The following is a 21,652-nucleotide window of genomic DNA, read 5'->3' as shown; positions in this document are numbered from 1 at the left end:
ATTGCAACGTATTGCCAAATTTAATTCGCTACGAATTAATGAAATGCTGTACTAAGTGTTTACGCTGCAGAAACCACACAAAAACAGGTTTTTACAGCCGGATTTCAACTCCATATTGCAAAACCAGCCGATCCTGCCAAACTGGTAGCTGCGATCGTAGACTCACAAAAAATCAAGAGGTTAAGGACTTCCAACTAAAAAAATATCCCATCGCTGGGTAGGCAGGGGAGCAGCACTTCGGCTACGCTCAGTGATCGAGGAGCAGGGAGCAGGGGGAAGACAACAAAATATTATCTGAGTAAATTGGATAATTTATTTTCTGGAAGTCCCTTAACATCCGCGTGATGTACAAAGGGCAGCGCCAGCGCGAAAAGAAAATTATTCTTGCAAACGAGCAATTACACAGTGCATAACTTTAATTTCATTAACAATTCGATCCAGTTCTGTGGAGAGCGGAGTTTGTTCTCGAACGGCTTGTAATGTGGGAGTTAAAGTGTTGGAATTGGTGGCAATCTCTGATAACCGAGCAGTATGTAGCTGTTGGATTTGGTTGTGAATTGCTTCGAGCTCGCTATCCAGTGCTGGTAATGGTTGGGGTGGCTGTCCCTGTGCAAGGGCATCTGCTAAGTTTTCCAAAACTTGGACAATGGTATCGGCAAGTCGCTTGAGTTCAGTAAATTGGTACTCGCCGCTAAATTCCCGCAGATGTTCTGCTAAAGTTGTAACCGAACTGAAAAAGCCACGAATATATGCCATCAGCGTCATTACAGGTTCGATTTCTCCGTGAATGTGACGAGGTTCGCTGAACAATCGTTGAGCTGCGGCGTTAGCGTTGACGTTTTCTAGCGCTGCTTGGTGGCGTAGCATGTTGATAGAATCAGCAAATGCATTATGTTCTGGATGGAGGTAATTAGCAATCACCTGTTGAAAGTAACTAAGATTAGCTCGAATTGTTTTTTCCAATTGTGCAGGAAGTTGCTGTCGTTCCCAACGAGGGAAAAGCAAATAGCTACCAAGCAGCGCTAAGGCACCCCCAGCCAAGCTATCGAAGATCCGCAATACTCCAACCTTCCAGCCACCTGCACTAATAATGTTGAGTAGCAATATGATGGCGGGAGTGAGCAGTATGATGAATATGCTGTAGCTTAACGATCGCACCGACATCGCCACAAACACTAACAGCAGGAAACAAACTGCACTCGCCAATTGATTCTTAACTAGTAAAATCAGAACAATACCGATAATTCCACCTAAAATAGTACCGATGACTCTTTGGACTGTTGTCTCGGACGTTCCGCCAAAGTTAGGTTTAAGTGCAACTAAAGCTGTGAGCGTTATCCAGTAGCCTCTAGGTAGTTGGAATAGCGAGGCAAGTAATTCCGCAAACGTTGTTATTAATGCCAGACGCAACGCATGACGAAAGAGGACTGAATCAAAAGTGAAATTATTTCGCAGCGTATCAATAATTGTAGAAGACTCTGGTTGGGCTGGGGGGGAAATATCTCGCTGGGCAATGCTGTTACGCAGTTTTCCTTGGCTTAAATCTGTAACAATCTCTGCATCAGTATGAATTTGCTCTGCCAGCTTTGTCAGACTGGCTGTAATCTTCCCAAGGTTAACTAGATCAGAATATTCATCTGTCTGAGCAGTGATGGTTTGATTGAGGACTTGAGAACGCAGAACTTGGCTTTGGTGTTCTAGTGCTTCAATACTTCGATCCAGATCCCCTAAGTGAGGTGAGTTTTTTCCTTTAGCGATGGCTTCTGATAACATTTGCAGAGCAATTGCCAACTGTTGCATAACTTGCTGAATTTCTGGCTGTAACCGAGAAAATAATTGATGTTCGGATGCGATCGCTAGCAGTTCGTTCAGTGCTACAACAGAATTGACAATTTGATTTATATCCTCAATTAATACGAGTAACTGATTTCCTCGTAGGTTAGCTCCTTTTTGCCTAGTCCAGATAGTTGTCCAGACGCTACGGGCAGATGTCAAGTTCTGAATAACTGTATCCTGAGCTTGCAAAAATTGCTGTTCCCACTCCTGACGATCTTTTGGATTTAATGCTCTCTGGCCTGCCAAGTCCACAAAATTGCTTAATGAGAAATAACAGTTAGCGACTATCTGCATTGCAGGTACATAAGGACGCACTACCCACAGTCCTAATGACAAGACAGTTGTCCATGTTCCACCAGCTAGACATAGCCCACAGTGTTGAATCAGAGTAGGCAAATTAGAAAATGCAGCGAATCTAGCCAGCGCAATCACAAACATAATCGAAGTAATCAAGCTGACAGATGCAGCCACGCTACCATAGAGATTTGCTAAACCTGTGATAAATATTACCAAGAACGTGGTCGGGACAGCTAACCAGAGATGACTGCTAACCAGACTTGCGATTAGGAACATCAAAGTTACCCCAATCGTAGCTGCGATCATCGCAATCGCTCGCTGACGGTAGGCTCCGTCAACATTTACCATGCCAACGAACCAAGCTGCCATAGTGGCGATCGCACTTTCAGCAGCATGACCTGTAATGATGCCAATTCCAATCGGGACACCCAGTATAAAAAGGCTACGCAATCCAGAGGCAATGGCGGGTTTACCTGGCTGGAGTTGAAACTGCTGCAACAACCAACCCAGAGGACGTTTATCTGTAAATGACATTATGAGACTGGCGACTATAACAAAGCGCGATCGCTTCTTACAGCATTTTAGCCATTCTTGAAATCATTATTTTTTCTGTAAGGGAGGCGATTAAACAATGGCACATTTACTAAGAATGGTTTCCAGCCGATTCTGTACCTGCTCAAGTTCTTGTACTAAGCTTCAACGGGTTGAGAAAAATTTGGGGACAGATCCTAATCTTAGACGACGGTGGTAAAAATTTGCTGTTTCAAAACCGATTTCAGACAACTGGGTCTGCATTACATATTTGAGCCAAAAACGTGGAATTAAAGATAACCTGATGTAATCATTTGTTAGTTTCAAAGCGTCACCCAGATAGACAAAGCAATTTAAGAGCCTGTTCGTCCAGTTTGAACCAACGTGTAACATTGGCAATTAGGTAATCGTTTTAACAACGTTAGCAGTACTATTAATTAAGTTAAGACAATCGAGTGAAACACCAAGGCGCAGTAATTAAGCAAGCAAGATGAAAAACAACCAAGCAAAACCACAAACTAGATTCTTATTGTGGACAAGAAAGCATACAAAGTGGTTTACCTGGATCATAATTTTCGTTGTTTTAATCGCCTTGCTACTGTCTTCAACTCAGTTTGCTGCATGGTTGAAAAAACAAGCATTTATTGAAGTACTTGATTCCCTTAGCAAATTAGGTATTTTGATTGCTGTAATCACTTTTCTATTTGAGATCCCTAAACGTGAAGAGCGAACAAGGCTTGAAGCCGAGAGCAGACAATTTGAATACTGGAAAGCAATTGATGCAGCTCGGTCAATGAGCCAAGGTGATGAAAGACTCTTTAGTAATGCTTTGAGAATGGCACTTCAAAATTTAGCGAAGGAGCGGGACGCATCAGGTCAACCACTCACAATACGTACTGGTGTATTTGATGGAGCAGTTTTACCTGAGATTGATTTAGCTAATTCCAATTTGTGGGTTTGCGGATTCGTGAATACTGATCTTACTAAATCCATCTTTCGTGGAGCCAATCTTTATCGTGTTAATTTTCGCGGAGCAAGACTATTCGGTGCTGATTTTCGTGAGGCAAACCTTGATGGTTGCACTTTTTTTGGCGCGATTTATGATTCAGAAACTTTGTTTCCAGAAAACTTTGTTCTTAACAAAGCAGGGGCACATAAAATTGCTCCTGGAGTCGTGCTAGAAGAAGTTACAGAAATATCTAGAATGTTATGGGATGCCAATCTTGAAAGTGCCAATTTACAAAAGGCTAACCTTGAAAGAGCGATCTTATCAGGAGCAAATCTCCAAAAAGCAAATTTGCAAGCTGCTAACCTCTACAAAGCCAAGGCTGGAGGTCTTGACCTTCGAGGCGCTAACCTATGTAATGCTAATTTTCAAGAAACTCAACTCCACTACGCCAAGTTTGAAAAAGCTAATCTTGAGGGGGCTGATTTGCGTGGTGCGAAACGCATTACCAAGGAGCAAATTCAAGCAGCTAAAAATTGGGAACATGCTACTTACGATGATGAATTTTGGGAAGAACTTGGAGTACTTCCAGACAAGACAGTGCGAGGGTAGAAATTTGAGGGATATTGATCTGCCTAGTAGAAAGACTAACCTTTCGTTAGAATGGATTACTTAATTTTACCCTTCTTCTGTCACTTTCCGGGAGGGCAATCGCGCTTAAGCCTTATGAGGCAATCAATACAAGCTATACTATTAGAAAAAAATTGGTCTTGTATTTGTTATTAGAAAAGAATCGCGCGATGCCTGCGGCGGGCTACGCCTACGCTTGCTATACAAAAGCTCTAGAATTCAGAAATGGTAAATGTTTTCGGAGAGTGACAAAAGAGGGATATTACTATAGACTCAAAAAAAACTCACGCGCTCACAGTGGGATTGTATATTAGAGGTCTAAACACATTGTTTGTCTATTTCTAACCTAGTTCCAAACTTGTCACAGCAAAGACGCGATTAATAGGTAAACTAGGAATTTCTTTAGTGTACATCCGAGCAGTTTGAGAGACTGGCTGTAATTGGTAACGTTGAACTAGGTTAATCGCTTGTACATTTGCATCCGGCACATCAACAAACACTAGAGCATGAGGATTTTCTGCAAGCAATGCTTGAAATAAGGCTTCAGCAATTTCTTCGTCATTAGCAAACAGTGGCCCAATCCGAAAACCTGTATAAGCAGACCGGATAACTCCGTAACCAACAAGATATCCATTTTTGAGAAACCCGAAAGCAGTACTTTCTGGCTGTTCAATCCAATGTCGCAGAAACACTGAACGCTGAGAAGGAAAAAGTTGGCAATCGTAAGCTACCAATTCTTCAAAAGGCACTGTTTTGAGTTCGACAATACTAGCAGGCACAACACCACCACCCACCCCTTGATAACGAATATGGTTATAAGCGATTTGGAAGCCAGACTTTTTGTAGTTATCTTGTTGAGCTACTGCACCATCCAAACCGATGTTACGGTCAGCACCTAGATAGTCAATTGCTGTCTTCCAAATTTTCATACCCAACCCCCGCCCACGAAATTGGGGTTTCACAACGTAAAAACCTATAATACTGAAGTGTTGATCGTAAGCAACAGCAGAAATGCACCCCACTGGCTCACCATTCAACTCGCCCAATAAAAAAGCGTTCTTGTCAGTTTGATAAAAAGATTCAGCATCATACCTTCCTGGATTCCAACCTTCGCTTGCTGCCCAAGTAATCGCCAAATCAATTTCCGACCTGTTCATTTTGCGAACGATGAAGTTGTCAAGGATCATAATATCTTCTTACTATCAGGCTATTAGCTATTTAACTTCGCTTTTGCAAACCCAGCGATAATTCTTAATATTTTTATACTCATATCTCGTACAATTACATTCGTTTGGATATAAAATCACTCGAATACTACTGTTCGATTGCCATATACCAATACACGATTTTGCAAGTGCGATCGCACCGCTCTTGCTAATACAACTCTCTCCAAATCTTTGCCTTTTCTCAGCAAATCATCAACTTCATCACGGTGACTGACTCGCACCACATCCTGTTCAATAATTGGGCCTGCATCTAAATCAGCAGTGGCATAATGAGCAGTTGCACCAATAATTTTTACCCCCCGTTCAAAAGCTCGGTGATAGGGGTTTGCTCCGATAAAAGCTGGTAGAAAGGAGTGATGAATATTAATAATTTGCGGAAATTGACTAATAAAATTTGCACTAACAATCTGCATATATTTCGCCAATACAACTAAATCTATTTTGTACTGACGTAGTAATTCTAGTTGTTGGGCTTCTTGTTCTGATTTATTGTCTTTATTAATAGGAATGTGCTGAAATTCAATATTAAATTGCTCTGCCACTACCTTTAAATTAGTATGGTTACTAATAATTAAAGGAATTTCAGCCACAAATTCTTTAGCACGTTGTCGCCAAATCAAGTCAAATAGACAATGGTCTTGCCGACTTACCCAAATAGCAATGCGTGGTACTGTATCAGAAAAACGTATTTCCCATTTAGCGTCTAAAGGTTGTGCGATCGCATTAAATGCAGGGGCAATAAATTCTCGCGGTAAATTGAACCCATCTAATTGCCATTCAATGCGGGTAAGGAATAATCCAGCAGCAAAATCTGTATGCTGATCTGCATGGATAATATTACCACCATTAGAATAAATGAAATTGGCAAATTTTGCCACTAATCCTCGTTGATCTGGGCAGGAAATCAGCAATGTTGCTGTCGGATTTGTCATAATAATATCGCCAGATTTTGAATTAATTATTTGCTGTTTGTCGGAATCGGCTTAGGAATAGTGAGCGGAGGTAGTTTCTGACTATTATCTACAGGTTGTTTCCACTCTGATAGTTCCCGATTCGCAGCATTTGCAAAATCTGTAGATACCAACAGCACATTTGTATTTCCATCGGGTTTTATAGCAGGGTTAGCTTGAGCATATAAAAAACGACCGTTAAAGTTAGATTTACCCAAAATCAACTGATGGCTTTGTCGGTTTTTTAGGGTGATATTGATGGTAGCTTGGGGTGGATCTAAGGCAAATTCTCCAAGCTGTTTTGCTGGAGTTGATAAAGTGCGTTCGCTATTACCTTTGACCAATAAATCCATTAAATAAGAAACAATAGCATCATTTGCTGGGCCCGATATGGGAGATTTGATTAACCACTTGGGCTTACTAGAAGATTCAGGGTTACGTTCCAGATTCAGGGTGAGTTTTTTTGTTTTGACTGCTAAAGACTGCACATCATCTTCTCCAAAAGAGAAAATTTTCTGCTTTTGCTCCTTGATTTCTTCGCGCACAGTTGCACCCCGAATTTCATGGAAGTAAACAAAACCACCTAAACCTAGCGCTAGCAGTATCAAAATTAAAGTTGTTCGCGGCAATTTCATTTTTTAGTCATTTGTCATTTGTCATTTGTCATTGGAATTGAGGAAGAATTCTTCACTTTACCGTCGTTTCCACCAAATAATAACTGCGATCGCAAACCCAATTAAGGGTAAAACTAACAGAGATGACAATATTAAAAGATTACCTTGTGTGGTTGTCAGGGTTATCCGCCGATTTTTCGGTTCTTTAGGACGAATGGAAAGGGGTTGCTCATCCTGTTGACTTAGCCAAGTAACTGAGTTGAGAAATACATCTCCATTTAATTGCTGTTGAAACAAACCATCGGTGGCAAAATCGGAATTTCCTAAAACTACTAACCGAGACTCAGTGGCTGTTTGAGATGAGGGAGTAGGGGAAGGAGTGGGAGCAGGGGAGGCAGAGGGGGCAGGGGAAGCAGGGGGAGTAGGGGAAGCCTTGCTTTGAGTGCTTGGCGATGGTAAAGGTAAGGCTTGCGGAGTCTTGGGGGAAGGGGAAGGAGTAGGGCTAGTCTTGGTTTGGCTGGTTGGTGATGGCAGGGGTGAAGGTGTCGGTGCAGCTTGGGGTGTGGAAGCAGATTTAGCTGGTTGTTTTCTTGTTAAGGCAACGCCCAAGGTTAGAGGCCCTTTCAGGTCTTTATCTGCATTAAATTCCAATTTTTCGCTTTGGAGGTCGCTTTCTGCCCAACTGTTGGGGTAGGGTTTGGTTCGTAGGAGTGGAGTAGCCTGAACACCAGGCACAGAGGTAATTTCCAGTGGTCGAGCAATCGGATAAAAAGAATTTCCGTTACCGAAATCTTTGGTAATCGGATGTTGACCGTATTCTGTTACTAAGGGCGCAGCAGGGCCAAGTCCTACAACGCTTCCGCCAGAGACATCGACTGCTAAACGATTATCTAGACGAACACCCCACTCTTGTAGCAAGCTGTTAAATTTGGGATCGGTATTAGGATCAATCATCAGCAGTAAGTTACCGCCGCGATTAAGATATTCTTGCAAAGCTTTGACTTCACCCTCAAACAGTCCTCGTTTGGGGCCAGCTACTATCACTACAGCCGCATCTTGAGGAACTTTGGAAGTTTCTCCTAAATTCAGCGGTGATGTTGTGAAATTTTTATCGCCTAATCCCTGAACTGCTTGTGATATTGCACCTTTACCAGCCGAAAGTTGGCGTTCGCCATGACCTTGGAGTAAGTAAACTTTAGCTGTGTTTGAATTTGTTAGTTGTTGCAGGCGACTAGTTAATCTAATTTCTGACAAGCGCTCATTTTCATTTATTGTTTGTACTAATTGCCGTTTATCGCCAGATTCTAAATAAACTTCTCCATAATCTTTGACGCCAAACTTTTCTGCAAGTCCTGGCCTACTTTGGGGGTCGATGTACTCATATTTAAATTTTGAGCTTTGTCGCTGATAATTTTCTAGCAGTTCTCTGTCCTGGGGATTTTGGTTAATATCAAACACCCACACCTTAACTGGCTGTGGTAAAACCCTTACTAATTCACGTGACTGCGGTGCAAGGGTAAATAATTGAGCCTCTGTTAAGTCTGCTCGTAAGTGGTAGCGAGTCCCCAAAAAGTTAATCAATCCCAAAATTGCTAGTACTGCTAAAGTCGCTACTAGGGCATTAGTCCCAGCTTGGGTAGAACGACGGTTCCACCAATTAGTTTCATAGCTTTGCCATATTATCCCCAACCCACTGATGACAATTCCTGTAATCAGAAATGCTAATGGAATTAATTCCCATTGTTCAGAGACTAATCCAACTGTTAAGCCGACAGTAATTAGGAATGGGCCCAACCAAAACAGATATTTCCACAGTTTCTTTTTTGCAACTATCTTCATAATTTGTCATTTGTCATTGGTCATTTGTCATTTGTCATTGGTCATTTGTCTAAAAATAGTGACAAGTAAAAATATATGGACGAAAATTGAGTAACTAAAAATAAGATAAGCAATATAACTGAATAAATGGCGACAAAGCGTTTCCAAGAATTACAGGTTTATCAATTATCAGAACAATTAGCTGATGACATTTGGAAAATTGTTGAAGGATGAAATTTTTTTGCAAAAGATACGATTGGTAAACAGATTGTACGTTCGGCAGATAGTATCGTTGCCAATATAGCAGAAGGTGTAGGAAGAGGTAGTTTTCAAGAAAATAGACGTTTTATAAAAATAGCAAGAGACTCTTTGAATGAAACTCAACATTGGTTAAGACGAGCTTACACTCGTAACTTATTAACTACCGAGCAGATAAATGCAATCAAAACAATCATTAACGAACTACCACCAAAATTAAACTCCTACCTAAACTCAATTGGCAATGTACCAGATGACTAAGGACAAATGACAAATGACCAATGACCAATGACCAATGACAAATGACTACTGTCTTTGAAAACGCAGGGCATCAATTGATTGAGCTGTAAGAAAGATTCCCAAAAAAATGTAACTGGCGAATAAAATTAAGGCGCTAGTATCAAAAATGCCTTGAATTAAGGTGTTGTAATGTTTCAGCAACGATAGATAACCTAAAGCTTCGCCTACGGGGCCAGGGATAATTCTGGCGATTAAATCAATCAATAACAATAATAAGATTACTGCAAAGGTAAAAACAGCTGATAGAATTGTGCTGTCTGTTAATGAAGAAATAAACATTCCTACAGATAAAATTGCTGCTGCTAGCAAGATTAATCCAAAATGACCCAGTAAGGGAATTGAGATTGCCATTGGTGGATTTGATCCACTAATGGCGATCGCTTCCAACACTAGCATGGGTACAACCATTGTGATAAAAAACGTTATCACACCTAATAATTTACCTACAGCTACCGCCCAATTGGTAATTGGTGACGTGGCTAACAGTTCTAAAGTGCCGCGCTTCCGTTCTTCGGCATAGAGTCCCATCGAGAGTATTGGCAGGATAAACAACAATAGCCACCCCATGCGATCTAAAAATGCCCGGATAAATTCGTAGGGGACATCTATCGGTGGTACTGGCACTCCGAGTTGTTGCCCTTGTGCATCTATTGCCGCGACTCCTACCAAAATGCCATCTGGGCCTAGCAAAATCATCACGAAGAATAATCCCGCGATGAACCAAAATATGCCTGCGATCGCATAAGCCAAAGGTGATACAAAATAACTCTGTAACTCTCGGCGATAAATGGCAATAATATTACTCAGCACTACACCCATTTACGCTGCTTCTCCTTCGTTGTCTGCTGCTAAGTCTACCTCAGTATCGAAATTTTTCTCTTCTGTGGTCAGTTGCAAGAATACATCTTCTAAGGTAGCGTTAACGCGTCGCAGTTCATGTAAACCGAATCCTGTCCGCACTAATGTTGTGGCAATATCCTTTCCTGGTTCTTTTCCCGGTTGCGATATCACCCGCAGGTAAGCACGATTTGCCTGGGGTTGATGACCTCCGGTTGTCAGAATTGATTCTACCAAACTCACACCCGCAACTTTTTGCAATACCTGTTTTGCTAGAGCAGCTTCTCCTTCTATTTCCAATTCATATCCTGAACCACCTGTCAACTGAGTCATTAAGTTTTCTGGTGTATTAGTTGCCACAACTTTACCGCGATTGATGATGGCGACGCGGCTACAAGTCATGCTCACTTCTGGCAGAATGTGTGTGGAAAGAATAATTGTGTGAGTACCAGCAAGGCTTTTAATTAAATTCCGCACCTCAATTATTTGTCGGGGATCGAGTCCAACGGTGGGTTCATCTAAAATGATCGCTGGTGGATCGTGGACGATCGCTTGAGCAATTCCTACTCTTTGACGGTATCCTTTAGAGAGTTTGCGAATAATCACCCGCCGCTTCTCTTCTAAGTTGCAGCGTTCGATGGCGGCTACTACCTTGTTAGGGCGATCGCCTGCTGATACTCCCTTAATTCGGGCGACAAAATGCAAAAATCCTTCCACCGTCATCTCTGGGTATAACGGCGGTGTTTCGGGTAAATAACCAATGCGTTGGCGTACAGCTAGGGAATTTTCATGGACATCATAACCAGCAATTCGGGCATTACCATTAGTTGCCGGTAAATAACCAGCCAGAATCCGCATGGTTGTAGTTTTACCAGCGCCATTGGGGCCCAACAACCCTAAAATTTCCCCAGGTTCGACGCTAAAGGTGACATCAGTAATCGCTGGAGTAGAGCCGTATATTTTACTCAGATGTTCAACTTCAATCATCTGTATAGTGGCGATCGCAAATTTATAGAATACCCAACAATCTTAGATCGCAATCTTAAATATGGGGCAATACTTCTCGGTTAGCGCAATTAGTCGTTTCAGATCCCCCCCAATCCCCCTTAAAAAGGCAGGGCTGTTTCATTCGCTCAGATTAGGATTTTGTCAAGAGTATCAACCAGAAATTTTAGAGAGTTAGCAATCGAAAAATTACTGTTTCAAGAACCTTCCCTTTGCCAAAACTGCCGTAAAATCTCTCCTGGCCTTCTATCCCAGGTGTCGATATGCTCGTATATCAAATTATCTTGATTGAGTTTATACGTTGAATAGCCATTAAAAAGCAACCCTGCTTTCCAGGGAACGCGCAACACTCCCCGCACTGTCCACTTTGCTAAAATCGTGTCTTCAGCTGACTGATAAACTTCATGCACATCAAAGTAAATCTGAGTAAAAAATAGCCGAGCGTGAAATCGTAAAGTCCAAAAAATAATCCGATAGTTAAATTTGTATTTGAATGTATTCACCGGGTCTTTAAAATAGATATCCTGTGTATAAATGTCATAAGAAATATCTTTTTGAAAAAGTGTCGGTAAATCTTCTTTTAAAGTATTAATTACCTTTTCCACTGGCAATTTATATTCCACGCGCCTTTTCCCTTAAAAAATCTTTTTTAACAAATTTTCCACTCCTGACCAAATAGAAGATGTTGTCTTGTAACTCACACCTCCTGCACTCAAATCTAACAGAGTGGGAAATGATGCAGACTTAGCATAAGGCCCATTTCGCAAAACTTTAGCAAGGGTATGGTTATTCTCGCGCAAACCTTCGTAAAAAAAGAATACCTCTCCTTGAATGCCAAGTTGACGATTGTATTCAATTGCCTGCACCAGATATTCTGGACTAATACAGTAAGAGCCAAGCTTCATCAGTATTCCTGGTACTAACTTGGGCAGTGTCGCATCTGTAAACTGCTGGTTTACCAGTTTATCAGCGATCGCAGCATAACTTCTAAAGTCACGGCGATAAATCTGCGGCTGAATCATATCAACTATTCCCCGCTTCAGCCATGCAGGCGAGTCTTGCAGATATTCCTGGAATGCCCAATCATGGATATTGGGTGCGATCGCTACTAATAAATTAGGATTTACCGCTTTCACCTTCCAGTAGAGACGCGCTAAAAACTCAGTGAGAATATCTGCACGCCACTGTAACCATTCCCTATCCTTGTGATTCTGTGGTGGATTGCGATCGAATTCCTGGCGATAGCGGCTGACAGTTCCCCGATCGTACCCACCTTCAGAGGGTAATGCTGGCAAGCGATCGTCTCCTTGAACACCATCCACATCATAATTCTTTACAACTTCCAGCACCAAGTTCAACAAGAATTCTTGCACTTGTGCATCGAGGGCATTCAACCACTCAAAGCCGTTTTTATTCAGTAAGTTACCGTTACAATCACGCGCAGCCCATTCCGGTTTTTTCTGTAAAAGTACACCACCATTCAAATTGTAGGAACTGGCAAAACCGTATTCAAACCAAGGAATAACTTTCAACCCAACTCGCCGCGCTTCAATCACAACTTCTTCTAAAGGGTCGCGGCCTACAAAGATTGGGTCAATTTCGATTCCAAAAGTCTGCTGCATTGTTTGACTGGGATACAAAGTTACTGCCTTATTCCAAACAATGGGAAACACCACATTAAATCCCGTCTCAGCCAGGAAATCCATCGCCTTAGCAATGCGTTCCTTCGTTCTGAGAACTTTACTATCAGTAGTGGTCAGCCAGATACCACGGGTTTCAATTATTGCCATTTCTATAAATTTAAATTCTCGGCACTGCACCATCTAAACATTGACTAGCCGACGATACCACGCCTGTATTTATTGTTGTGTAAATCTTATAAGTAATCAAACTTAGTGCCACAATGCCTAAAAGTTATCCTCGTCCCAATCATAGCGCTGGGCTTTATTTACCAAAGTGAAATTAGAGAACTCCAAAAAATAAATTATCCAATTTATTCCGGTTCTATTTTTCTTACTCTCCCTGCTCTCTGCCCCCTGCCTCCATGACGATGGGATATTTTTTTACTTGGAAGTCCCTTAGTGGAGTGTTGTGACTTAGGAGTTCATTCTTTAGATAGTCGTAAGTCAGTGGTAGAACTTGTTTAAATTAAAAAATATTAAAAATAGCCAACAGTTAGTAAATATAGTTAATGACTGTAATCAAGTTTCAAAATTTACCGAATGCACAGCAGTGTCAAAAAACTGTAATACCCAACTTAGGGCTAGTTTGCATTACCTCTGATAAACAAGTGCGCTTTCGGACAATCACACGCACACGATATTTAAAACTGGACTTTAGTGAACGTGAAAGCGCCCTGAGTGAACTGTATCGACATAACTTACAACGCTTGCATGACGCCCTATTATTTTGTCAGCAAAATAAAATTCAACTGTATCGGATGTCTTCTGCTTTATTTCCCCTAAGTGACTTAGAAGACGACATCGGGGCAAATATATTAAAGACAATGAGCGCTGATTTAGCAACAATCGGTCAACAAGCAAATGCATTGAACATAAGAATGGTGTTGCATCCAGATCAATTTGTAGTCCTGAGTTCTGATTCTCCCTCAGTGGTACAAGCAAGTATCAAGAACCTAGCAGCACATTCCCGTACACTTGATTTACTGGGCTTACCGCGATCGCCTTGGTCATTGATGAATATTCATGGTGGCAAATCTCAACGTCCTGAACAACTAATAAAAGTAATTTCCGAACTACCAGAAAATATCAAAAGCCGCTTAACTTTAGAAAATGACGAATATGCCTATAGTGCCAATGAAATTTTAGCAGTATGTCAGCAAACTGGCGTGCCAATGGTATTTGATGCCCATCACCATATTTGCCACGAAAATTTAGATAGCTACGATCATCCGAGTGTAGCATCCATGTTTTATGCAGCGCGAGAAACTTGGACAAATCCAGATTGGCAATTAGTCCATATTTCCAATGGTGAGCAAGCTTTCAATGACAGAAAACACAGCGACTTGATTACCGAGATGCCCAACGTCTACCATCAAGCACCGTGGATCGAAGTCGAAGCCAAACAAAAAGAAAAAGCGATCGCATATTTGCGCTCTTGGTGGCTGATCAAAACATAATATTGATATTTGATTAATTATGTCTCTCATAAAAAGTTCTTGGAAACACGATTATATAATTACTAATGGGGTGAAACTACACTACGTAACCCAAGGTGAAGGCCCTTTAATGTTGATGTTGCATGGGTTTCCTGAGTTTTGGTACTCTTGGCGGCATCAAATACCAGAATTTGCCCAAAATTTTCAAGTTGTCGCCCTTGACTTGCGTGGTTACAACGATAGTGATAAACCAAATGAGCAATCAGCTTATGTAATGAATGAGTTTATCAAAGATGTTGAGGGAGTAATTAAAGGATTAGGATACCAAAAATGTGTATTAGTTGGACATGATTGGGGAGGTGCGATCGCTTGGAATTTTGCATACACTTACCCTGAAATGTTAGAAAAATTAATTATTCTTAACCTACCTCATCCTGCCAAATTTGCTCAAGGCTTACGCACTCCCCAACAGTTGCTACGTAGCAACTATATATTTCTCTTTCAACTACCGTGGATACCAGAATTACTTTTACAATCTTCCGACTACCAAGCTATTGAAACAGCTTTTAAAGGTACAGCAGTTAACAAGAGTGCTTTTACTAAAGCGGATATTGACGCATATAAAGATGCTGCTGCAAAACGCGGTGCCCTCACAGCAATGTTGAACTATTACCGCAATATTTTTCAGCAGAGAATGCTAAATCCAAGTTGGGGCGTTCTGGAAGTGCCAACGCTGATGATATGGGGAGAAAACGACACTGCACTTGGCAAGGAACTAACCTACGATACCGCAGTTTATGTCAGGGATTTTCAAATCAAGTACATTCCTAATTGTGGCCATTGGGTGCAGCAAGAACAGCCGGAATTGGTTAATCAGTATATGCGAGAATATCTAAGGACTTAAGCTAAACTATTAATTAATAAGTATAAATACTTGTCTCATCAGCTATAGCAAGTAGCGCCAGTTTTTACTTTTAAAAAGATTTAATCGTGATTTAATACTGGCATTTTTGAGGAATTATTGGGTAAAAATCGCCAAAATTTCGGAATTAATGGCATTTGTGACATCACTTTTATTTGTGTTTAAGATCGCAATTAACTTGTCAGGAGATAGATTGTCACAAGATAGATTGACCTCACAAAGTTTAGTGAGATAATAGAGCTGTGAGGGACAGAACGGACGCAACTCGATTATTAAGGGGGAAAATTATGAAACTCCAGCTATTAGCGGCCATGGCCTTAGCAACACCCCTATTTTTCGCTAGCTCGGTTAGAGCCGAGAATCCACAGGATTTACAAAAGCTGCTTTCAACTGGGGAATGTGTTAAGTGCGAACTATCAGGAGCTAATCTTAGTGGTGCTCATTTAATTGGTGCTGACTTGAGAGGCTCGAAGCTCCAAGGAGCTAACCTTGTAGGAGCTAACCTCGAAGGTGCTGACTTAACTGGTGCAAACTTGGCAGGTGCTAACCTAACATCGGCTTATGTAAGTAATGTGAATTTGAAGCAAGTCAATCTCAACGGAGTAAATTTTACTCGTGCTACGATTCACGATTCTAATGTGTATCAAGCATCAATGAACGATCTAAATCTTACTGATGCGGAAATATTTAACACTGGAATCGGGATTGGTGGAGAAGACGCTGTAATTCCCGATTGGAAATAGGTTGAACTGAGTACATAGGTAAAAATCAATACAACACAGGTTTTGGTAGGTTTTAAATCAATAAACTAGTTTTTTGCCAGAATCTATCCTTAAAACCTGCCTCTACAAAAATATTAAGAAAAATGAAACCCCTCTGCGTTGTAATCACTTTACTATGACAAAAGCAGAGGGGGTTTCTTATGGCAATACCGTTCTGTAGAGACGTTGCACTGCAACGTCTCTACATTAGTTACGAAAATATAGCGGTTCTCAGTATCTTTGGCACGATTTTTATATAGCAATCCTATCTGATTTGTGAAAATTCTCGGTGTCCAGCCAGATCCCCGACTTCTTTGAGAAGTCGGGGATCTAACTTTTCACGAATGATTTAGGATTGCTATATAAGGTATTGTTACCTCTCCAAAGCTTACAAAATATCACTAAAGACTTATGCAAAAACAGCGAAGACCAAGTGATGCACTAAAATCCAATGACCAATGACCAATGACTACTTAGTCAAAATAATATAGCAAAATCATGATTGTTTTCAGGTACATCATCATTGGGCTGACTTATATAGGTTTGGGTTTAGGATATCTACCTGGTTTGCGGATGAACCGAGCCAGTATTGCTTTAGTTGGTGCATCTTTGCTGATGGCATTCGGGGTATTAGACCTCAAAGAAGCATGGCTTGCCATAGACTATAAAACGCTGATTTTCCTGTTTAGTATGATGGTAATCAGCACAAACTTAGCTTATGCTGGTTTTTTCCAATTAACCCTTGATACAGTTACACACTTTACTCGCAGCCCTCTGGGTTTGCTAATTGTTTTAACTTTTGGCAGTGGGATTCTCTCCGCTTTTTTTCTGAATGATACCATTGCTCTAATTTTGACTCCTTTAGTTCTTGGTTTAACCCAAACTTTGAACCTCAATCCTATTCCTTACTTACTTGCTTTGGCAGGAGCAACTAATCTAGGTTCAGTAGCTACCTTAAGTGGTAATCCGCAAAATATTCTAATTGGTTCGTTCTCTGGTATCAGCTATCTGGATTTTGCGAAAGCGTTGACTCCCATCGCATTAGTAAGTTTGTTGATCCAAATTGCTTTATTGTGGTGGCTTTATCCTGATGTTCGTTCTACTAAGTCTTGTCCGAGTGTAACCCCTGTGCGTTACCGTATATTTCAACCGTTACTTACTAAAAGCCTATTAATAACAGGAGGACTATTAATTGCATTTTTAATTGGAATACCCCCAGCCCAAGCAACACTTGTAGCTGCCAGTTTACTGTTCATTACTAGGCGAATCAAACCGCAACGAATTTTAAATAAAGTAGATTGGGATTTACTGGTGATGTTTTCTGGACTATTTATTGTTACCAGTGGAGTAGAAAAATTAGGAATATTGAATTTATTTAGCGGTTTAGTTTCTAATCCCCTGAGCATATTAGGAATTACTGCTCTGCTTTCAAATTTAGTTTCCAATGTTCCCGCAGTTTTGTTACTACAACATTTACTTCCCCATCCAGACACAAAAATCTGGTTACTATTAGCAGCAGGATCTACCTTAGCAGGTAATCTAACTTTGTTAGGTTCAGTTGCTAACTTAATTGTTGCTGAGGCTGTTGCAAAACTTGGTTATCAGTTGTCATTCTGGGAACATTTACGTTTTGGTCTACCACTAACTATCCTGACTCTCATCCTGGCTTATTTTTGGATTTAGTCATTAGTCATTGGTCATTTGTCATTTGTCATTTGTCAACAGTACGCTGAAGGAACATGGTTAGAGTATTTAGAATTCTGAATTCTGAATTCTGACTCCTGATACCATTTCACGAAAAACATGATACAGAATCAAACCCTGAAATACATGCTAGGTTTCACTTTCTTAATTTTGAATTTTGTTAGCGCACTGTTAGCGAGTCCGCGTTCGCTTTTAGCGTCTCGTAAAGAGCGTCATTTTGAATTTTGAATTGGTATGACTCCTGTTTTATCCCTCTTCTGTCACTTTCCGAAAACATTTGTCATTTCTGAATTCTAGAGCTTTTGTATAGCAAGCGTAGGCGAGCATTTACCGCAGGCATCGCGCGATTATTCTCTAATAACAAATGCAAGACCCATTTTTTTCTAATAGTATAGCTTGTATTGATTGCCTCATGAGGCTTAAGCGCGATCGCTCTCCTGGAGAGTGACAGAAGAGGGTTATAGCAATAGCCTTGGTGGTTAGGACATTAACAGATGATGAAACCTAGACACAAAGAGACTTTTCACCCAGTCCCCAGTCCCGAATCCCTTGCTATATTTTTCGATATTCAAGTGGTTATTAAAAAATAAAGGTATTGGTAACTTGTCAAGTTGCCAATACCCTCACATAGATAAACTAAGTTTTTACAGTAGCCTATAAGTCTAAGTTACTGCTTAAGCAACTGGTGCCGAAAGTGACTCATTTGCTGCTTGCTTCAACAATTCGGCTTTATCGGTCTGTTCCCAAGGCAAATCTAAATCACTCCGCCCAAAGTGACCGTAAGCCGCGACGTCCTGATAAAAACGTCCGCCTCGTTCACTTGGTAAGTTGCGTAAGTTGAAGGTATGGATAATCCCTGCTGGACGGAGTTCAAAGTGCTGGTTAATTAATTCCAGTAAGGTTTCTTCATCCACTTTGCCAGTGCCAAAGGTATCCACTAGGATACTTGTTGGTCGCGCTACACCAATAGCATAAGATAACTGGATTTCAACTTTTTCTGCTAACCCAGCGGCGACAATATTTTTCGCCACATAACGAGCCGCATAAGCAGCAGAACGGTCAACTTTCGTGGGGTCTTTGCCAGAAAAAGCGCCACCACCATGTCGTGAATAGCCACCGTAGGTATCAACGATTATTTTCCGTCCTGTTAGACCAGAGTCTCCTTGAGGGCCACCAACGACAAATTTGCCAGTGGGGTTGACTAAAAAACGTGTTTCCTGATTAGGCTTAACGTCAATGTCGCCAAAAACAGGTTCGACCACTGCTGACCAGAGGTCTTGTTTAATTTTGGCTTGTACCGCCGCGTCATCCGTAATTTCCCCAATACTGGCTGTATGTTGGGTTGAAATTAGAATCGTATCAATACCGACTGGACGTCCATCTTCGTAGACCACAGTTACTTGGGTTTTACCGTCAGGACGTAGGTATGACAATTCACCTGTTTTACGGACTGCTGCTAATCGGCGAGCAATGCGGTGAGCGAGACTGATGGGTAAGGGCATCAGTTCTGGTGTTTCGTTGCTGGCAAAACCAAACATTATACCTTGATCGCCCGCACCAATTTTATCGAATAGTTCATCACTATCTTGCTGGCGGGTTTCTTGGGCGGTGTTAACGCCTTGGGCAATATCGGGTGATTGTTCGTCTAAAGCCAGCAGAACGCTGGTACTGTTAGCAGAAAAGCCATTGTCAGCATTGGTATAACCAATTTCGGCAATTTTTTTCCGGGCGAGATTGACGAAATTTACATTAGCTTTGGTGGTTATTTCACCAGTGATTAGCACCAAACCAGTATTAACTACGACTTCAGCGGCGACACGACTGCTAGGGTCTTGTGTCAATAGGGCATCCAAAATAGTATCAGAAATCTGATCGCAGATTTTATCTGGATGACCTTCGGTGACTGACTCAGAGGTAAATAGATATCGACGAGACAAAGGAAATTCCTCCATCGAGAGTTTTTTCGTTGACTAAATGTAAGCATTTAGTTCAACTACTAATTTATGAAATCATAACAATATTTATACTTTAGTCGTTACTATCTTCTTGATATTGATAAAAACCACTAACTATAAGGTAAATATCCGTAAGTCAGATAAATGAATCTATGCTAATTATTTTTTAGTTAAAATGTATTTAATAACACAAAAAATGGGGACACCCGGAAGCGCCCCCACAAGCTTTGACACAAACACCGCTGCTTTAAACCTGAACTGCTAACTTTGCTTCCGTAGCTGTCAACCGCTCATAAGCAGCACGCATCTTCAAACCTGTAAGCACTTGGAAGAAACCAGTTCCATTATTGGAACCTGGATACTCGCGGTGCTGGAGTAACAAGTGAGTCAATTCACCCTGATATTTGGTGGATGTATTGCTGAGATGGGTTTCGATGTAAATCACTTCTTCCAAGTTGTCAAATTGACCATCCACCTCTAGTACTGAGACATAGCGGCCGTAGTAAACATCTGAACCGTAGTACAGTTGCATACCAGGGTAAGAACAGGTTAGCTTGCGTCCACAAGGAGTCCAATTGATTGTTGAACCTTCATCAAATAGGTAGGTTGGATTAAAGCCTTCCTTACCTTCCCGTTGGAGCATACGTACCCGTAAGACTCTACGTTCGGTGTCGTTTTTGATCAAGTTTGTGGGCAATACCTGGAGAACCACATCAGCAAATTCTCTTTGTGGTTCGATAAACTTTTCAAAGTCAGGTTTGCGAGAATTTATTTGCGCTAAAACATCTTCGTAGCGATGACCGCGTTCAGCCATATCTCGCTGGATTTTCCAGGCAATTTTGACTTCATCACTAATATCGAAATAAACGCTGAAGTCGATTAGCGATCGCACCCGTTCATCATATAAAGGATGCAGCCCCTCAACTACTATAATGTGATTTGGCTCCACCCGCTCTGGTGGATCGATCAAGCCGGTTTCGTGGTTATAAATCGGCTTATCAATCGCTTGACCACTTTTGAGCGCTTTAATTTGCTCATACATCAGGTCAAAGTTGTTTGCCCTGGGGTCTAGTGCTGTTATCCCTGTTTCTTTGCGCTGTTTGCGATCTAAGGAGTGATAGTCATCCAAGCAGATGACTGTCATTAAATCTTCACCAAACAAATCTATCAAACGACGCAAAAACGTAGATTTACCGCACCCAGAGTCTCCGGCTACTCCAATCAGTACCACGCGTTCTGGCTTTCTTGTCATAAATCTCCTCTAAAATACTAAAGTTGTGTCAATAATTTTTCACACAGCAGATTCTGAAGCCAGGAGTTTACCTCTTTGGTTTATCCTGCGTTCTTGCTACCTAGCACATCTATAAGACACCAAGCAAGTAGGCAACAAAGTAATCAGGAAGCAGGAGGCAGGAGTAACCCACGTTTTAAAGCGTGGGACTTAAGCTGTAGATGTCTTGAATCTCACGGCACTTTTCGCTCAATACAATTCTTATTTTTAAACTGGGCTTTTGACCCAGAAATAAAAAAATTTTCATTCATACTTCTTTCCTCCTGCCTTCTGACCGACGCTCGCGGACTCGCTTGCCGCCGGCGCTATCTCCCTCCTGCCTTCTCTTTATAAGTTGCTACTCGTCGGACTAGCCTGAATGTTGGTGCCGGTAAGTATTTAATCCTAGTGATATATTTGATTTTAACAGAAGGGGGTATCCCATACAAGATTACTGTCAAGAAGAATTAACTGGTTCATGAATCATTTTTTTTGTTAATTTAGTTGTTAATTTAAAAATGGGGATCAGCACCGCCCATCAGCGTTGCACCTTTATCAGTCTGGTACTTGTGACTTTATAGAATCAAGACTATAAGCTAGAATTTATTATTGCTGCAAATTTTATAATGTTCCTAAATTGTAATTCCTGCTCGACAATACTTAATATATTCAAA

General features: G+C 41.2%; 16 protein-coding genes and 1 pseudogene. 6 read left to right on the top strand and 11 right to left on the bottom strand.

The genetic code is table 11. The features are described from left to right. Positions 1–378: 378 nt before the first annotated feature. Positions 379–2,667 carry an FUSC family protein gene (locus RMY63_RS07835; RefSeq protein WP_322728166.1) on the bottom strand — a complete coding sequence of 763 codons (2,289 nt, stop codon included), beginning with the start codon at positions 2,665–2,667 and terminating at the stop codon, positions 379–381. Between the two features lie 487 nt (positions 2,668–3,154). Here RMY63_RS07835 and RMY63_RS07830 point away from each other — a divergent pair, with 487 nt between their 5' ends. Next, a complete protein-coding gene (locus tag RMY63_RS07830) occupies positions 3,155–4,222 on the top strand; it encodes a pentapeptide repeat-containing protein (RefSeq protein ID WP_322728165.1) in 1,068 nt (355 codons plus the stop codon). A gap of 359 nt (positions 4,223–4,581) precedes the next feature. On the opposite strand, the gene RMY63_RS07825 is transcribed toward RMY63_RS07830, so the two are convergent. The 4 genes from RMY63_RS07825 to RMY63_RS07810 all read right to left on the bottom strand — a co-directional run bounded on the left by RMY63_RS07825 (position 4,582) and on the right by RMY63_RS07810 (position 8,869). Beyond that, positions 4,582–5,397: a GNAT family N-acetyltransferase gene (locus RMY63_RS07825; protein WP_322728164.1), complete on the bottom strand. Its 816-nt coding sequence runs from the start codon at positions 5,395–5,397 to the stop codon at positions 4,582–4,584. Between the two features lie 146 nt (positions 5,398–5,543). Then, entirely contained in the window at positions 5,544–6,398 is an 855-nt protein-coding gene (purU, locus tag RMY63_RS07820; protein ID WP_322728163.1) for a formyltetrahydrofolate deformylase, read from the bottom strand. Positions 6,399–6,424: 26 nt separating this feature from the next. Continuing rightward, a complete protein-coding gene (locus RMY63_RS07815; protein ID WP_322728162.1) occupies positions 6,425–7,051 on the bottom strand; it encodes a DUF4340 domain-containing protein in 627 nt (208 codons plus the stop codon). A gap of 57 nt (positions 7,052–7,108) precedes the next feature. After that, positions 7,109–8,869: a GldG family protein gene (locus tag RMY63_RS07810; protein WP_322728161.1), complete on the bottom strand. Its 1,761-nt coding sequence runs from the start codon at positions 8,867–8,869 to the stop codon at positions 7,109–7,111. 126 nt (positions 8,870–8,995) lie between these two features. On the opposite strand from RMY63_RS07810, the pseudogene RMY63_RS07805 reads away from it, so the two are divergent. Continuing rightward, positions 8,996–9,367, top strand: a pseudogene (locus tag RMY63_RS07805) (four helix bundle protein). 45 nt (positions 9,368–9,412) lie between these two features. Here RMY63_RS07805 and RMY63_RS07800 read toward each other — a convergent pair. The 4 genes from RMY63_RS07800 to RMY63_RS07785 form a co-directional block, all read right to left on the bottom strand. After that, entirely contained in the window at positions 9,413–10,225 is an 813-nt protein-coding gene (locus RMY63_RS07800; protein WP_322728160.1) for an ABC transporter permease, read from the bottom strand. Then, complete coding sequence (locus RMY63_RS07795) at positions 10,226–11,230, bottom strand: ABC transporter ATP-binding protein (protein ID WP_322728159.1); 1,005 nt, start codon at positions 11,228–11,230, stop codon at positions 10,226–10,228. A 215-nt stretch (positions 11,231–11,445) separates the two neighbouring features. Beyond that, entirely contained in the window at positions 11,446–11,871 is a 426-nt protein-coding gene (locus RMY63_RS07790; protein ID WP_322728158.1) for a DUF2358 domain-containing protein, read from the bottom strand. Positions 11,872–11,883: 12 nt separating this feature from the next. Continuing rightward, on the bottom strand, positions 11,884–13,038 hold the full coding sequence (locus tag RMY63_RS07785) for a glycoside hydrolase family 10 protein (protein WP_322728157.1): 1,155 nt from the start codon (positions 13,036–13,038) through the stop codon (positions 11,884–11,886). 401 nt (positions 13,039–13,439) lie between these two features. On the opposite strand from RMY63_RS07785, the gene uvsE reads away from it, so the two are divergent. The 4 genes from uvsE to RMY63_RS07765 all read left to right on the top strand — a co-directional run bounded on the left by uvsE (position 13,440) and on the right by RMY63_RS07765 (position 17,732). After that, the gene (gene uvsE, locus RMY63_RS07780; protein ID WP_322728156.1) at positions 13,440–14,387 is read left to right on the top strand and encodes a UV DNA damage repair endonuclease UvsE; all 948 of its coding nucleotides are present in this window, start codon (positions 13,440–13,442) and stop codon (positions 14,385–14,387) included. 19 nt (positions 14,388–14,406) lie between these two features. Beyond that, entirely contained in the window at positions 14,407–15,270 is an 864-nt protein-coding gene (locus tag RMY63_RS07775) for an alpha/beta hydrolase (RefSeq protein ID WP_322728155.1), read from the top strand. Positions 15,271–15,575: 305 nt separating this feature from the next. After that, positions 15,576–16,031, top strand: coding sequence for a pentapeptide repeat-containing protein (locus RMY63_RS07770; protein ID WP_322728154.1), 456 nt, complete (start codon positions 15,576–15,578; stop codon positions 16,029–16,031). Positions 16,032–16,547: 516 nt separating this feature from the next. Next, positions 16,548–17,732, top strand: a complete 1,185-nt coding sequence (locus RMY63_RS07765) for an anion transporter (protein WP_322728153.1) — start codon at positions 16,548–16,550, stop codon at positions 17,730–17,732. Between the two features lie 695 nt (positions 17,733–18,427). On the opposite strand, the gene metK is transcribed toward RMY63_RS07765, so the two are convergent. Next, the gene (gene metK, locus RMY63_RS07760) at positions 18,428–19,690 is read right to left on the bottom strand and encodes a methionine adenosyltransferase (protein ID WP_322728152.1); all 1,263 of its coding nucleotides are present in this window, start codon (positions 19,688–19,690) and stop codon (positions 18,428–18,430) included. 265 nt (positions 19,691–19,955) lie between these two features. Then, entirely contained in the window at positions 19,956–20,960 is a 1,005-nt protein-coding gene (locus RMY63_RS07755) for a phosphoribulokinase (RefSeq protein WP_322728151.1), read from the bottom strand. Between the last annotated feature and the right edge of the window lie 692 nt (positions 20,961–21,652).

It is taken from the genome of Nostoc sp. ChiQUE01b, from assembly GCF_034531255.1.
Taxonomy (GTDB): domain Bacteria; phylum Cyanobacteriota; class Cyanobacteriia; order Cyanobacteriales; family Nostocaceae; genus Nostoc.
The sequence above is the reverse complement of the archived record's forward strand: the minus strand, read 5'-3'. Positions and strand labels throughout refer to the sequence as shown.